This window comes from Streptomyces sp. Y309, assembly GCF_056712025.1.
Genome location: NZ_CM160048.1, coordinates 921945 through 935452, shown reverse-complemented (window position 1 = coordinate 935452; position 13508 = coordinate 921945). Strand labels below are relative to the sequence as shown.

General features: G+C 73.1%; 12 protein-coding genes. 7 read left to right on the top strand and 5 right to left on the bottom strand.

Annotated features, from left to right (window positions below):
- Window positions 1-78 precede the first annotated feature (78 nt).
- Entirely contained in the window at window positions 79-528 is a 450-nt protein-coding gene (locus AC0KTA_RS03235) for a 2-thiouracil desulfurase family protein (RefSeq protein WP_481053549.1), read from the top strand.
- On the opposite strand, the gene AC0KTA_RS03230 is transcribed toward AC0KTA_RS03235, so the two are convergent.
- The 3 genes from AC0KTA_RS03230 to AC0KTA_RS03220 all read right to left on the bottom strand — a co-directional run bounded on the left by AC0KTA_RS03230 (window position 492) and on the right by AC0KTA_RS03220 (window position 3388).
- Window positions 492-1823, bottom strand: a complete 1332-nt coding sequence (locus AC0KTA_RS03230; protein ID WP_481053548.1) for an NAD(P)/FAD-dependent oxidoreductase — start codon at window positions 1821-1823, stop codon at window positions 492-494. The genes AC0KTA_RS03235 and AC0KTA_RS03230 overlap by 37 nt on opposite strands.
- Entirely contained in the window at window positions 1823-2146 is a 324-nt protein-coding gene (locus tag AC0KTA_RS03225) for a 2Fe-2S iron-sulfur cluster-binding protein (protein ID WP_481053547.1), read from the bottom strand. Before AC0KTA_RS03225 ends, AC0KTA_RS03230 begins: the two co-directional genes overlap by 1 nt.
- A 312-nt stretch (window positions 2147-2458) precedes the next feature.
- Window positions 2459-3388, bottom strand: coding sequence for a LysR family transcriptional regulator (locus AC0KTA_RS03220; RefSeq protein WP_481053546.1), 930 nt, complete (start codon window positions 3386-3388; stop codon window positions 2459-2461).
- 259 nt (window positions 3389-3647) lie between these two features.
- Here AC0KTA_RS03220 and AC0KTA_RS03215 point away from each other — a divergent pair, with 259 nt between their 5' ends.
- The 4 genes from AC0KTA_RS03215 (at window position 3648) to cydC (ending at window position 9636) form a co-directional block, all read left to right on the top strand.
- A complete protein-coding gene (locus AC0KTA_RS03215) occupies window positions 3648-4952 on the top strand; it encodes a cytochrome ubiquinol oxidase subunit I (protein ID WP_481053545.1) in 1305 nt (434 codons plus the stop codon).
- 111 nt (window positions 4953-5063) lie between these two features.
- Complete coding sequence (gene cydB / locus AC0KTA_RS03210; protein ID WP_481053544.1) at window positions 5064-6125, top strand: cytochrome d ubiquinol oxidase subunit II; 1062 nt, start codon at window positions 5064-5066, stop codon at window positions 6123-6125.
- 29 nt (window positions 6126-6154) lie between these two features.
- Window positions 6155-7912: a thiol reductant ABC exporter subunit CydD gene (gene cydD / locus AC0KTA_RS03205; RefSeq protein WP_481053543.1), complete on the top strand. Its 1758-nt coding sequence runs from the start codon at window positions 6155-6157 to the stop codon at window positions 7910-7912.
- Window positions 7912-9636: a thiol reductant ABC exporter subunit CydC gene (cydC, locus tag AC0KTA_RS03200; RefSeq protein ID WP_481053542.1), complete on the top strand. Its 1725-nt coding sequence runs from the start codon at window positions 7912-7914 to the stop codon at window positions 9634-9636. Before cydD ends, cydC begins: the two co-directional genes overlap by 1 nt.
- Window positions 9637-9655: 19 nt before the next feature.
- On the opposite strand, the gene AC0KTA_RS03195 is transcribed toward cydC, so the two are convergent.
- Entirely contained in the window at window positions 9656-10285 is a 630-nt protein-coding gene (locus AC0KTA_RS03195) for an LUD domain-containing protein (RefSeq protein ID WP_481053541.1), read from the bottom strand.
- 158 nt (window positions 10286-10443) lie between these two features.
- Here AC0KTA_RS03195 and sigJ point away from each other — a divergent pair, with 158 nt between their 5' ends.
- Together sigJ and AC0KTA_RS03185 are read left to right on the top strand one after the other, a co-directional pair.
- Window positions 10444-11481: an RNA polymerase sigma factor SigJ gene (gene sigJ / locus AC0KTA_RS03190; protein WP_481053540.1), complete on the top strand. Its 1038-nt coding sequence runs from the start codon at window positions 10444-10446 to the stop codon at window positions 11479-11481.
- Window positions 11478-12275 carry an SAM-dependent methyltransferase gene (locus tag AC0KTA_RS03185; protein ID WP_481053539.1) on the top strand — a complete coding sequence of 266 codons (798 nt, stop codon included), beginning with the start codon at window positions 11478-11480 and terminating at the stop codon, window positions 12273-12275. Before sigJ ends, AC0KTA_RS03185 begins: the two co-directional genes overlap by 4 nt.
- A 12-nt stretch (window positions 12276-12287) precedes the next feature.
- Here AC0KTA_RS03185 and AC0KTA_RS03180 read toward each other — a convergent pair whose 3' ends face one another.
- The gene (locus tag AC0KTA_RS03180; RefSeq protein WP_481053538.1) at window positions 12288-13463 is read right to left on the bottom strand and encodes an epoxide hydrolase family protein; all 1176 of its coding nucleotides are present in this window, start codon (window positions 13461-13463) and stop codon (window positions 12288-12290) included.
- Window positions 13464-13508 lie beyond the last annotated feature (45 nt).

Genomic DNA, 13508 nt, shown 5'->3' with positions numbered 1-13508 from the left:
CACGCGAGTTGAGGCGCGCCCGTCACGCGAAGACAGGGGCGCGGGTCGGGCTGTGGTGGTCGCGCCTAGGCTGGCGGCATGGAAGCAGTCTTGGTGAGCGCGTGCCTGCGCGGGGTGCCCTGTCGGTACGACGGGCGGCACAAGGTGTCCCCGGAGATGGATGAGGCCGTGGCCGGGCGGGCGGTCGTCTCCTTCTGTCCGGAGGTCGCGGGCGGCCTCGCGACGCCGCGCCGGCCCGCCGAGCTCGTCGGTGGCGACGGGCACGACGTGCTGGACGGGACGGCGCGGGTCGTCGAGGACACCGGGCGCGACGTGACGGCGGAGTTCGTGGCCGGAGCACACCGCGCGCTCGCCGCGGCGCGGCACGGGGGCTGCGGGGAGGCGCTGTTGATGCCGCGCAGCCCTTCGTGCGGCCGGGGTGCGGTCTACGACGGGTCGTTCGCGGGGGAGTTGGTTTCGGGGGACGGGGTGACGGCGGCGTTGCTGGAGCGTCACGGGATCACCGTGCGGCCCGCGCCCGGAGCCTGACGCCGCCTGTCCGGTGCGAGGTGGCCCTTGAGCGTGAACCCGGGGGCGGTGGCGTCCTCCGGGGTCACCTTGATTCCCCTGCCCAGGAGTTGGCGGGCCGCCATGTGATCCGCCGGCCGGTTGACGGACTCCACTGCCAGGAGGTCCGGCCCGCGGAAGAGGAGCACCGAGAACGCGTCGGGGGTGCCGTCGAGCACCACCTCGGTGTCGTGTTCCGCGTCGTCAAGTCCCGCTATCTGGAGCGTCGTTGAGAACTGGTCGCTCCAGAACCAGGGCAGGTCGTCGTAGGCGCGGGTCGTCGACCCGGTGAGGCGCTCGGCGACCAGGCGGGCGTGGCCGACGGCGTTCTGCACCGATTCGAGCCGCACCAGGTTCCCGGTACGCGCCCGCGGGAACGCCGCGCAGTCCCCGATGGCGGAGATGTGCGGATCGCCGGTCAGCAGGCGGGAGTCGACGGTGATGCCGCCGTTCACCGGGAGACCGGCCGCCGCGGCCAGCTCCGTGCGCGGGGTGACGCCCACGCCGATCAGGACCAGGTCGGCGGGCAGCCTGCGGCCGTCGGCCAGCTCCACCGACACCACCCGCCCGCGGGCGTCACCGTGCAGGACCGCGACACCCTGGCCGAACAGAAACCGGGTGCCTTCCTTGCGGTGCAGTCGCGTGAAGTGTTCGGCGGTCGGCGCCGAGACGGCCCGGGCGAGCGGACGGTCGAGCGCTTCGACGACCGTCACCTCACAGCCCGAACGGCCCGCGTCCCGCGCCACCGAGCGTGCCACGGAGGCGAATTCGAGGCCGATGAACCCGGCCCCGACCACCACCACGTGCCGCGCGGTGGCGAGCGACGCCCGCAGCGCGGCGGCGTCCTGCGCGGTCCGCAAGGTGTGCACGCCGCGCAGCCCCGCGCCCGATACGCCGCGCAGCCCTCCGCCCGGCACGCCGAGCGTGCGCGGCCGGGCCCCGGTGGCCAGGACGAGATGGCCGTAGTCGTACGCGGACCCGTCGGCGAGGCGGACCGTGCGGGCGGCCCGGTCGATCTCCGTGACGGTGCCGCCGACCAGATCGATCGACTGGCGTACGTAGTACGTGGCGGGCCGCAGCCAGAGCCCCGCCTCGTCCGCCTCGCCCCTGAGGTACGCCTTGGACAGCGGCGGACGCTCGTACGGGAGCGCGTCCTCGGCGCTGATGAGCGTGACGCGGCCCCGGTAGCCGTGCTCGCGCAGGGCCGCCGCCGTCTGGTATCCGCCCTGTCCGGCGCCCACGACGACCACGGACGCGGGCTGTGCGCCGGCCGCCATCAGTACTGCCGTTCCGGGAGGTGGACGATCAGGCCGTCCATGTCGCCCGTCACTTCGAGCTGGCAGCTCAGCCGGCTGTTGGGGCGGCGCGGGCAGGCCGTGAAGCCGAGCATGTCGTCCTCGTCCGGCCGGGCGGGTGCCAGCTTGTCGAGGTGCGTCTCGTCGACGTAGACGTGGCAGGTGGCGCACTGGGCGTGGCCGGCGCACTGGGCGACGATGCCGTCGACGTCGTTGAAGACGGCGCCGCGCATGACGCTCGTACCGACGGTGACGTCGACCGTCCGCGCGGTCCCGTCGGCGGCGACGTAGGTGATTTTGGGCATGCCGGGTCTCCTCGGTGGTCGGTACTCGGTGTTCGGTGTCGACTCGACGGCGTCCGGTCGCGCGCGATGGGCGCGGCGGGCACGGTTACGCGGCGGGGCACGGTTGCGCGCCTGGGCACGGAACCGGTCGGGCACGGATGCCGGTCGAGTGGGAAGTGGTGAGGAAGCGGGGGAGGGCGCCGCCGGTGGCGGTCGGTGGGGGACGCGACACCCCTGCCAACTCGCCCTCATCCATGGGCCGTTCGGACACGCGACGTCCTCGGCCGAGATGTGGCAGCGCGTTGGAACGTACCAGAGGAGTTCCCGGGCGCGCTAGGAAGGATCGTGGGCGTGGTCCCGGCGCGGGTGGGGCATGCGGTGCGTCATGAAGGGCCTGCTGGTGGTGAACTCCCGGAATTTGACGGCGGCTTCGGACAGGTAGGTGTCGCGGTTGCGCACCAGGGTCAGCACCCGGTGGCAGCCGGGCGCGTCCAGGTGCACCCAGGCGACCGGGACGCGGGTCTCCGTGCCGGCCTGGCGGGACATCGCCGGGATGAGGCCGATGCCGAGCCCCGCGCTGATCATGTCCTGGCTGGCGCCCGGTTCGTCGCCCTCGCAGGAGAGCCGCGGCGTGAGCCCCTCGGCCGTGAAGAGCTGGTCGAGGAGGGCGCGCGGCCAGTGCCCGTGGCGCGTGGTCACGAAGAGCTCGTCGGCGATCTCCGGGATCGTCACGCTCTCCCGCCCGTCGAGCCAGTGCCCGGGCGGCACCGCGAGCAGCACCTCCTCGCGGGCGAGCTCGACCGCCTCCAGGTTGGTGCCGGTCAGCGGCTGCGAGGCCACGCAGAAGTCGACCTCCCCGGCGCGGAGTTGGCGGGCCATCTCCGTCGCGTTCGACTGGAAGAGGCGCACGTCGGCGCCGGGGTGATCGGCCCGGAAGCTGCCGAGGAGATGGGTGATCGTCAGGAGGGTCTCGGAGGCGACGCTGACCCGGCCGAGCCCCGTGTCACGCGCGTCGCGCAGGGCCCTGCGGCCGTCGTCGAGCTCGCTCAGGGCGCGGTCGACATGGCGCAGGAACATCGCGCCGTACGGGTTGAGCCGGATGCGTCGGCCCTGCCGGTCGAAGAGCGGGGTGCCGAGCTCGGCCTCCAGGCGGGCGAGGGTGCGGCTGAGCGAGGGCTGGGCGACGTGCAGCTCCTCCGCGGCCCGGCTGATGTGCTCGTAGCGGGCGACGGCCTGGAAGTAGCGCAACTGCAGCAGATCCACGGTCCACCCTCACTTGATCGACGACCCACCTCTGCTTATGCCTTCTGGGTCATCTTCACATAGCGAAACCGGTCTTGGAATGCATAAGCAATTCTCCCTACGGTCTTCATCGGGATCACCGCACAGGTGACGGGCAACGGCGCCCGGCACCTGCACACGCGAAGCGGTGGCCCCGCCCCTCTCGTCCCTCCTGCCCCTCCCGTACTTCCCGTCTCTCCCCGTACCTCGCCCCCGCCCCCCGCCTCAGAAAGGTCGCATCATGAGCGCTGCGGATCTGGCGCGACTCCAGTTCGCGGCCACGACCGGCATCCACTGGCTGTTCGTGATCCTCACCATGGGCCTCGTCCCCCTCGTGGCGATCATGCACACCCGGGCCGCGTACACCCGTGACCCCGTCAGGAGAGCCGTCCGGGAGCGCATGACGCGCTTCTGGGGCCAGCTCTACGTCATCAACTACGCGGTCGGCATCGTCACCGGCCTCGTCATGGAGTTCCAGTTCGGGCTCAGCTGGAGCGGCCTGAGCAAGTTCGCGGGCAATGTCTTCGGCGCCCCGCTGGCCCTGGAAACCCTCATCGCCTTCTTCGCCGAGTCCACCTTCCTCGGCATGTGGATCTTCGGCTGGGGCCGCATGCGCAGGGGCGTGCACGTCACGCTCATCTGGCTGGTCACCCTGACCGCGTACGCCTCCGGGTACTGGATCATGATCGCCAACGGCTTCATGCAGCACCCCGTGGGCTACGAAGTGCGCGACGGCGCCGCCTACTTGACCGACTTCGGGGCGCTGCTCACCAACTCCAGCGCCCTGGTCGCGCTCGGCCACATCGCGCTCGCCGCGCTCACCACGGGCGGCGTCTTCGTCGCCGGGATCAGCGCCTGGCACTTCCTGCGGGGCACCAAGGAGACCGAGCTGTTCCGCGGCTCCCTGCGCCTCGGCCTGTGGGTGGCCATGCTCACCTCCTTCTTCGTCGTCATCGTCGGCGAGATGCAGCGGCCCGTGATCGAGCGGACCCAGCCCATGAAGCACGCGGTCCTGGAGAACAGCGGCGTCGCCGAGGCGCAGGCCCGGCTCGTCGAGGAGTACGGGCCCGGCGACTACGTGCCCTGGCAGGACACGATGCGGATCTCGATGGACGTCATGACGATCATCGGCAACACCGTGTCCACCATCACGATCATCGCGCTCGTCCTGCTGTGGAAGGACCGGCTGATCCGCTGGCGATGGGCCTCGTGGGTCCTCGTGGCCACGATCCCGTTCCCCTTCATCGCCTCCGCCGGCGGCTGGGTCGTCCGCGAGGTCGGACGCCAACCCTGGCTTGTCTACGGCGAGTTGACGGTCGAGGACGCGCTGTCCCACGTCGGAACGACCGCCCTGGCCGTGTCCTGCGCCGTGTTCATCGCCGTATTCGTCGCGCTGGCCGTGACGAACTGGACCCTGATCACGCGCTTCGCCCGCCGCGGCCCCGACGCGACGCAGCTCGGTGCCACCGAGCCGCTCCCCGACGACGTGCCCGAAGGGCCGGGCGGGGGCGCCCCTGACGAGAAACACCCAGTACCGGCCCTCTGACCCGGGCCCGGCCAGCTGTCCGGCCCTCGGACCCCGTCCGACCGGCAGCACCCACACCCACACCCACCTGCCGGGATGGCCCCTGCCGTCCTGCAAGGAAAGTTGAGCGAAATGAGTCTGGAGACCCTCTGGCTGGCCCTCCTCGGCCTGCTTCTGGCCGGGTACTTCGTGCTCGGCGGCTATGACTACGGCGCGCAGATGCTGCACCCCTTCCTCGGGCGCCGCGAGGGCCTCGGCCGCCGCGAAGGCCTCGCCCGCCGCGAAGGTCAACAGGCCGAACGCACCGCCCGGAACGCCGCCCTCGACGCCATGGCTCCGTTCTTCCTGGGCAACGAGGTCTGGCTGGTCGCCTTCACCGGCGTCCTGTTCGGGGCCTTCCCGCATCTGGAAGGCAGCCTCCTGTCCGGCCTGTATCCGCTGATCGTGGCGATCCTCGTCGGCCTGGTCCTCGGCAACGCCGCCATCCAGCTGCGCGGCCGCGCCCACAGCGCCCGCGGCCGCCGGTGCTGGGACGCGCTGATCGTGTTCGGCGGCGCGCTGCCCGCCCTGTGCTGGGGACTCGTCCTCGGCCTGCTGCTCCACGGCGTGCCACGCCGGGCCGACGGATCCTTCCACATCGGGTTCGGCGACGTCCTCACGCCCTTCGTCCTGTCCTGCGGCGTGACCACCCTGCTGCTCTTCGCGGCGCACGGCGCGGCCTTCGTCGCGCTCCGCGCGGGCCCCGAAGTCGCCGCCAGGGCACGGGAATTGGGTGCCGCGCTGCTGCGCGCGGCAGGCGCCGCCGGTTCCCTCGCGCTGCTGCTCACGCTCTTCGGGGCAGGTGCCTCGATGACGAACCGCGCCACCTCCGCGGTCGTCGCCGCCTTGTTCGCGGCGGCGCTCGGCGGCGCCTGGTGGAGCCTCTCCCGCGGACACCACGTCCGCGCGTTCGTGGCCACCTGCTGCGCGACCGCGCTGCCCGTGCTGCTCGTGGGGGCCGGGCACCATCCGTACGTCCTGATCAGCTCGGCGGGCACGGGGCTGACCGTCCATCACGCCGTCACGGACGAGGCCACGTTGAAGATCCTGAGCGCGTTCGGGGTCCTGGTGATCCCGGTGATCCTCGCGTACCAGGCGTGGAGCTGGTGGGCCTTCCGGGGGCGTACGGGCCGCCGTCACCCGAGCTATTTCTGAACCGCACGAGTGACGAGAGGGGCCGAAGGATGAAGCCGGTCGAACGCCGCCTGATACGGGAACTCCCGGTGCTGCGGCGCCACATGACGTACTCCACGGTGCTGGCGCTCCTCGCCGCCGGACTCGTCGTCGCCCAGGCGGCGCTGCTCGCGTCCGTCCTCGCGGACGGCTTCGCCGGGCACGGGGTGCGGATCGCGCCGCTGGCAGCGCTGGCCGCCGTCATGGCGCTGCGCGCGCTTCTCGCCTGGGCCCGCGGCGTGCTCGCGCAGCGCGCCGCGGCCGACGCCAAGCGCACGCTGCGGGACCGGATCACCGGCCGGCTGCGGCACACCGGCCCGCTGCGCCTGGCGGCCCGCCGCCACGGCGAGACGGCCACGCTGCTCACCCGTGGTCTCGACGCCCTGGACCCGTACGTCATCGGCTACCTGCCGACGATGACGGCGACCGCCGTGGTGCCCCTCACCGTCGTCGGCTGGCTGATGTGGACCGACTGGACCTCGGCGCTGATCGTCGTCGTGACGCTGCCGCTGATCCCCGTGTTCGGCGCGCTGGTCGGCATGCACACCGCCCGGCGCACGGCTCGGCAGTGGGGGTTGCTGGCCCGCCTCGGCGGTCACTTCCTGGACGTGGTGGCCGGGCTGCCGACACTGCGGGCGTTCGGCCGCGAGGGGCACCAGGCGCGGGTGGTGGGCGAGATGGCGGACGCCCACCGGCGGGCCACCATGCGGACGCTGCGCGTGGCGTTCCTCTCCTCCTTCGTCCTGGAGACGGTCGCCACCCTGTCCGTGGCGCTGGTGGCCGTCCCGGTCGGGCTGCGGCTGCTCGGCGGCGAGCTGGACCTGGGCACGGCCCTGACCGTCCTGTTCCTCGCCCCCGAGGCGTATCTGCCGCTGCGTGCCGCGGGCGCGGCCTTCCACGACAGCGCCGAGGGCATCGCGGTGGCCGAGCGGGTGTTCGCGATGCTGGACGAGGAGGACGGCCCGCACGCCCTCGAAGGCGTGCGCGCCACAGAGCGCGCTGCCGTCCATGCCCTCGCGTCCAACGCCCGCACGACGCATCTCCGCCTCGACCATGTCACCGTCCACTACCCGGGCCGCACCGCCCCCGCCCTCCGGCACGTCTCCCTCGCAGTCGCCCCCGGCGAGCACGTGGCCCTGGTCGGCCCGAGCGGCGCGGGCAAGTCCACCTTGCTGGCGCTGTTCCTCGGCTTCGTGACCCCCGCCTCGGGCCGCGTCGAGGTCGGCGGCACCGACCTGGCCCGCCTCGACCCCGACGCGTGGCGCACCCAGGTGGCGTGGGTGCCGCAGCGCCCGCACCTGTTCGCGGCGTCCGTCGCCGACAACATCCGCCTCGGGCGGCCCGACGCGAGCGACGCCGAGGTGCGGCGGGCGGCCCGCGCCGCCTCGGCCGACACCTTCATCGAGGAGCTCCCGGCGGCGTACGACACGGTGCTCGGCGAACAGGGCGCGGGCCTCTCCGCCGGTCAGCGCCAACGGGTCGCCCTGGCCCGCGCGTTCCTCAAGGACGCCCCCGTGCTCCTCCTCGACGAACCGACCGCCCACCTCGACCCCGAGAGCGAGGCCGCCGTCACCCGCGCCACGGTCGACCTGATGCGCGGCCGGACCTCGGTCGTGGTCGCGCACCGCACGAGCCTGCTGCCCCACGCCGACCGGATCATCACGGTACGGGCAGGCGGCATCGCCACAGGGCGAGCGGGCAGCCCCGCCGCCTCGGTGCCCCGGGCCGCCGCTTCCCAACAGGTGTACACGGAAGGGCTGTTGGCCTGATGACCTCCCACGCCATCGCAGCCGCCCCCGCCGCGGCGGTGCACGGCTCCCGCCCCACGCTCCGCCTCCTGCGTCACCTCCTCCCGTACTGGCGCAGGCTGCTGCCCGCCGCGCTCGCCTCGGCAGGCAGCGACCTCGCCGCCGCCGCGCTGATGGCCACCGCCGCCTGGCTGATCACCCGCGCCGCCGAACAGCCCCCGCTCGCCTCGGTGAGCGTCGCGATCGTCGCCGTACGGGCCCTGGCCCTGGGGCGTGGGGCGCTGCGCTACGCCGACCGGCTCCTCGGGCACGACGGCGTGCTGCGGGCCGTCGCGGGCTTCCGCACCCGGGTGTACGAGGCGCTGGTGCCCCTCGCCCCCGCGGGCACCCCCGCCTTCCGCAGCGGCGACCTCCTGACCCGCCTCGTCGACGATGTCGACGCCGCCCAGGACCTGCTGCTGCGGATCCTGATCCCGGCCGCGGCCGCCGGAGCGGTCGCCGTGACCGCGACCGGAGTGGCCACCGCGCTGCTGCCGCAGGCAGGCGCCCTGCTCGGGCTGCTCCTGGCCGTGGCGGGACTCCTCGTACCCACCCTGGTGCTGGCCCTGTCCCGCCGCACGGGCCCCGCGGAGAAGGCGGCGCGCTCCGAACTCGCCTCGCTGACCGTGGACTTGACCCAAGGCGCGGCGGACCTTGCCGCGTACGGCGCCCGGGACCGCGCCGACGAGCGCGCCCGCCGGGCCTCCGCCCGCATCGCCGCGCTGGAACGCCGGGGAGCCCTCACCACCTCGCTGGCCTCGGCCGCGGTGCTGCTGCTCCAGGGCGGGGCGGCGGTCGGCGTCACCTGGCTCGCGCTGCGCGCGCACGCGGCCGGCGCGCTGCCCGCCGTGCACCTCACCGTCCTGACGGTCCTCGTGCTGGTCTCGTTCGAAGCCCTCGTGCCGCTGCCCGCCGCCGCCCGCCGACTCGCCGAAGTGCGGGCCTCCGCACGCCGGTTGGCGGACCTCTTCGACACGCCGCCCCCGGTCACCGACCCGCCCGCCCCGGCCCCGCTCCCCGCCGGGGGGCCGCTCGGCGTCGACATCACCGACCTTCGGGTGCGCCACCGCCCCGGCGGCGCCCCGGCCCTCGACGGAGTGACCCTGCGACTGCCGCCCGGCCGCCGCACCGTACTCCTCGGCGCCAGCGGCTCCGGCAAGTCGACACTGATCGCGGCGCTCATGCGGTACGTCCCGTACGAAGCCGGAAGCATCCGCGTCGGCGGGCGCGAACTGCGCGACTGCGCGGGTGCCGACGCCCGCCGCGCGATCACCGGCATGACCCAGGACGCGCACGTCTTCCACACCACCGTCCGTGCCAACCTGCTGCTGGCCCGCCCCGATGCCTCGGACGCCGACCTGCGCGAAGCGGCCCGCAGGGCCCGGCTCCTGGACTGGATCGAGTCGCTGCCCGACCGCTGGGACACCCTCCTCGGCGACAACGGCGCCGCGATGTCGGGCGGCCAGCGCGGACGCCTGCTCCTGGCCCGCGCACTGCTCGCCGACCCGCCCGTCCTCGTCCTGGACGAACCCACCGAGGGACTCGACCCGGACACCGCCGCCGCCGTACTCACCGACATCCTCGCCGCGACCCGCGGCCGCACCACCCTCCTGGTCGCCCACGACCGCTCGTGCCTCGCCGCGGCCGACGAGATCGTGACCCTCGACCGCGGCCGGATCCGCCCCGCCCGCGAGCCCGGCTCCTGAGAGGACGACTCCTGGCGGTTCAGAACCCGATGGCTTCGCGGAGCAGCAGGACGGTGCCGCGTCCGGGCTGGTGTTCCGCGTTGAGGATGAGCAGGCGGTTGACGGCGCTGGGCCACCCGTAGGCCTCCTGGGTGCGGGCGCTTTCCAGCGGGAGGCAGTGGCCTTCGACGCGCCGCAGCGCGGTGCCCAGGTCGGGTACCACCTTCTGCGCCCCGACGATCCAGATCGCGCGGGCCGCGCCGCCTGCGTAGCCGGGCAACTGGCTTCCGCTGCCCGAGGCGACCACCAGGGAGCCTGTTTCGGTGAGCGCGGCGACGCTGCCCACGACGACGTCGGGGCCGGCGAGCAGCCGCCGGATGTCGTCGGCGCCGGTGACGCGGTCCATGGCCAGGACGCGTGGCTTGATGGCGTCGTACCGCCCGCTGTCATTGATGTCCTCGCCGATGCCGGACAGGCGCAGGGTCTCGCTGGCCGCGGTGAACACGCGGGCGCCCTCCGGTATCAGGTCTCTGACGCGGGTGCGCGCGACGGTGGCGTCGTCGAGGATTTCCACGGTGAAACCGTGTGCGGTCAGCGCGGTGGCCGCCCGCTCCAGGCGCTGCGCGGGCGCCGGGTCGGCGAACGGTGCGGCCGGCATGGGGGTAGTCATGATGTCTCTGAGTTTCCTGTTCGCTGGATGATGTGTCCGTCTCAGCAGTTCGACAGCACAGCCCCGCGGAATGTGAGGTGACGCGCCGGACTCACATTCCGGTGCGCTGTCTTGTCGTACTGATGAGGGCAGTTGCGACCGAGGGAGCCGTCGGCACCATGACCACCCGATCCGAGCCAGGACAGGGCCGGCCCGATCCGGGCCAGGACGCGATCATGAGCGAGCGGCGTCAGCTGCTCAATGTCGCCTACCGGCTCCTGGGCTCCCTGGCCGAGGCCGAGGACGCCGTCCAAGAGACCTACGCCCGCTGGTACGCCATGTCCCCGCAGCAGCAGGACGCCATCGAATGCCCGGCGGCCTGGCTGCCGACGGTCGCCGGCCGCATCTGCCTCAACCTGCTCGGCTCCGCCCGGGCCCGGCGCGAGACCTACGTGGGCGCGTGGATCCCCGAGCCGCTGCCCGAACGTTCGGAGTGGAGCACGGGGCGGCTGGACGGCAGCACCGTCGACCCGGCCGACCGGGTCACCCTGGACGAGTCGGTCGACCTGGCCTTCCTGGTCGTGCTCGAAGCGATGACCCCGGCTGAACGCGTCGCGTTCATCCTCCACGACGTCTTCTGCCACTCCTTCGCCGAAGTGGCCGGGATCGTCGGCCGTACCCCGGCGGCATGCCGCCAGCTGGCCTCCTCGGCCCGCCGCCGCGTCCGGGCCTCGGGGCCTTCCGCGACTTCGGCGGCCCGGCGCGCCGGCATCGTCAGGGACTTCAAGCAGGCATGGGAAGCCAAGGACATCGACGCCCTCGTCGGCCTGCTCGACCCCGATGCCACGGCGATCGCTGACGGCGGCGGCCTCGCCACGACCTTCTTGCACCCCATCGAAGGCGGTGAGCAGATCGCGCACGCCTGGGTCGAAATCGCCCGCAGGAGGCCCGGCAACATGACGTTCCTGGAGCGTACGGTCAACGGCCGGCCCGGTCTCGTGGCTCAGCAGGACGACGTCACCGTGACGGTGTTCGCGTTCGACGTCGCGGACGACCGGATCAAGCACATCTGGGTGGTACGCAACCCCGAGAAACTCCGTCACTGGCCGTCGTCACCGGGAACGGCGTTCGTGCGCAAGGAAGTTGATGTGGAAGGCTGCTCTCCTCCGTACGCGGACCAGGGAGCCGTGACGGGCGTCGAGAGGAGTGCGGTGTGAGGCGGGACAAGGTCGTGGCCCAGGGGATCGACACCACCAGGCCGCACCCCGCGCGGATCTACGACTACCTGCTGGGCGGCAAGGACAACTACGAGGTGGACCGACAGGCGGGCGACGAACTCGCCGCCGCGGCACCGGAGGCGCGCATCGGTGTGCGGGCCAACCGCGCCTTCCTGCAGCGCGCCGTCCGCCACGTCGTCGGCAGCGGCGTCCGCCAGCTCCTCGACATCGGCACCGGGCTGCCCACCTCGCCGAACGTGCACGAGACCGCCCAAGAGGTGGCGCCGGACGTGCGCGTGGCGTACGTCGACAACGACCCGATCGTGCACGCACACGCCAACGCACTGCTCAGCAACTCCGGTGCCAGCAGTACGGTGCTGGCCGACCTGCGCGACCCGCAGGCCGTCGTGGACCACCCGGACGTCCGTAAAGTCATCGACTTCGACGAGCCGGTCGCCCTGCTCCTCGTCGCGGTCCTCCACTTCCTCACCGACGCGGAGCATCCCCGGCAGATCGTGGCAGACCTGCGCGACGCGCTGCCGGCCGGCAGCTTCCTCGTGCTCTCGCACGCCACAGGTGACTTCGCCGATCGCAGTGCGGCCCAGGCCGTCTACAACAAGGCCACCGCCACCCTGAACCTGCGCTCCCGCACCGAGGTCGAGCCGTTCTTCGACGGCTTCGACCTCGTCGAGCCCGGCCTGGCCCAGGTCCCGTTCTGGCGCCCGGACACACCGCCACCGCCGCGGTCCGGCGAGATCGGCTTCTACGGGGGCGTGGCGCGCAAGACGGGCTGAGCCACGCCCAGGTCAGCCCGTCACCGCCGCCCGGTACGGGCGGAAGAACGCCCGCAGTTCCTCCGCGTACAGCTCGGGCTCCTCGAACGGGGCGAAGTGGCCGCCGTGTGCGGGCTCGGTCACGCGGGTCACGTTGGCCGTGCGCTCCAGCCACGCCCGGGGTGGGCGGACGACGTCGCCGGCGAAGAGGGAGAAGCCGGACGGCACTTCGACGCGGCGGGCGTGCTGCTCGGGAGGGATCGCGGCGTTCGCACGGTACGTGCGCATCGACGAGCCGATGGTCCCCGTGAGCCAGTAGAGCGTGACGTTCGTGAGGATCTCGTCCTTCGTGAAGCTCCGCTCGACGTCTCCGCCGCAGTCGCTCCACGCCCGCAGCTTCTCGACGATCCACGCCGCGAGTCCGGCCGGTGAGTCGGTGAGCCCGAAGGCGGCGGTCTGGGGCTTCGTGCTGTGCAGGGCGGCGTACGCGCCCTCGGCGCCGGCCCAGGCCGCGGCGCCCTCCATCCACGCCCGCTCCTCCGGCGTGAGGTCGGCCGGGTCGCCGGTGTAGCGCGGCAGGCCCGCGTCCGTGCGGTGCACCGCCACGACCCGGTCGGGGTGGTCGAGCGCGAGGTAGCGGCTCACGTGGCTGCCCATGTCCCCGCCCGCCGCGCCGAACCGCTCGTAACCGAGGACGCCCATGAGGTCGGCCCACAGGCCGGCGACGGCGATGGCGTCCAGGGGCGGGCCGGTCGGGGCGTCGGAGTAGCCGTAGCCCGGCATGTCGGGCACGACCACGTCGAACGCGTCGGAGGGGTCGGCGCCGTGCGCGCCGGGGTCGGTGAGGAGCGGGACGACCTTCGTGTACCGCCAGAACGAGTCCGGCCAGCCGTGGCCGAGGACCAGCGGCAGCACGGGCCCGGCCGGGGCGACGGCCCGGGTGTGCACGAAGTGGATCCCGAGGCCGCCGAGTCCGACGCGGAAGCGGGGGAGCCGGGCGAGCGCCTCCTCCTGCGCCGGCCAGTCGAAGCCGTCGGCCCAGTAGGCGACGAGTTCGCGGAGGTAGGCGAGGTCGGTGCCGAGCGACCACCCGGCGTCCTCGGGCGAGTCCGGCCAGCGCGTCGCGCGCAGCCGCGCGCGAAGGTCCTCGATCGCCGCGGGCTCGGTCCGCGGCGTGAACGGCTCGGGGCGAGGCGATGCGTCCGGCATGGAACGCATGGTAGGACACGTGCGTTTGGTGCATGTGGGGGTGAG

Excerpts from the sequence above, each read along its gene's own strand:
- AC0KTA_RS03225 (WP_481053547.1), bottom strand. The coding sequence starts at position 2,146 with ATGCCCAAAATCACCTACGTCGCCGCCGACGGGACCGCGCGGACGGTC.
- AC0KTA_RS03230 (WP_481053548.1), bottom strand. The coding sequence starts at position 1,823 with ATGGCGGCCGGCGCACAGCCCGCGTCCGTGGTCGTCGTGGGCGCCGGA.
- AC0KTA_RS03235 (WP_481053549.1), top strand. The coding sequence starts at position 79 with ATGGAAGCAGTCTTGGTGAGCGCGTGCCTGCGCGGGGTGCCCTGTCGG.
- AC0KTA_RS03215 (WP_481053545.1), top strand. The coding sequence starts at position 3,648 with ATGAGCGCTGCGGATCTGGCGCGACTCCAGTTCGCGGCCACGACCGGC.
- AC0KTA_RS03180 (WP_481053538.1), bottom strand. The coding sequence starts at position 13,463 with ATGCCGGACGCATCGCCTCGCCCCGAGCCGTTCACGCCGCGGACCGAG.
- cydC (WP_481053542.1), top strand. The coding sequence starts at position 7,912 with ATGACCTCCCACGCCATCGCAGCCGCCCCCGCCGCGGCGGTGCACGGC.
- sigJ (WP_481053540.1), top strand. The coding sequence starts at position 10,444 with ATGACCACCCGATCCGAGCCAGGACAGGGCCGGCCCGATCCGGGCCAG.
- cydB (WP_481053544.1), top strand. The coding sequence starts at position 5,064 with ATGAGTCTGGAGACCCTCTGGCTGGCCCTCCTCGGCCTGCTTCTGGCC.
- cydD (WP_481053543.1), top strand. The coding sequence starts at position 6,155 with ATGAAGCCGGTCGAACGCCGCCTGATACGGGAACTCCCGGTGCTGCGG.
- AC0KTA_RS03195 (WP_481053541.1), bottom strand. The coding sequence starts at position 10,285 with ATGACTACCCCCATGCCGGCCGCACCGTTCGCCGACCCGGCGCCCGCG.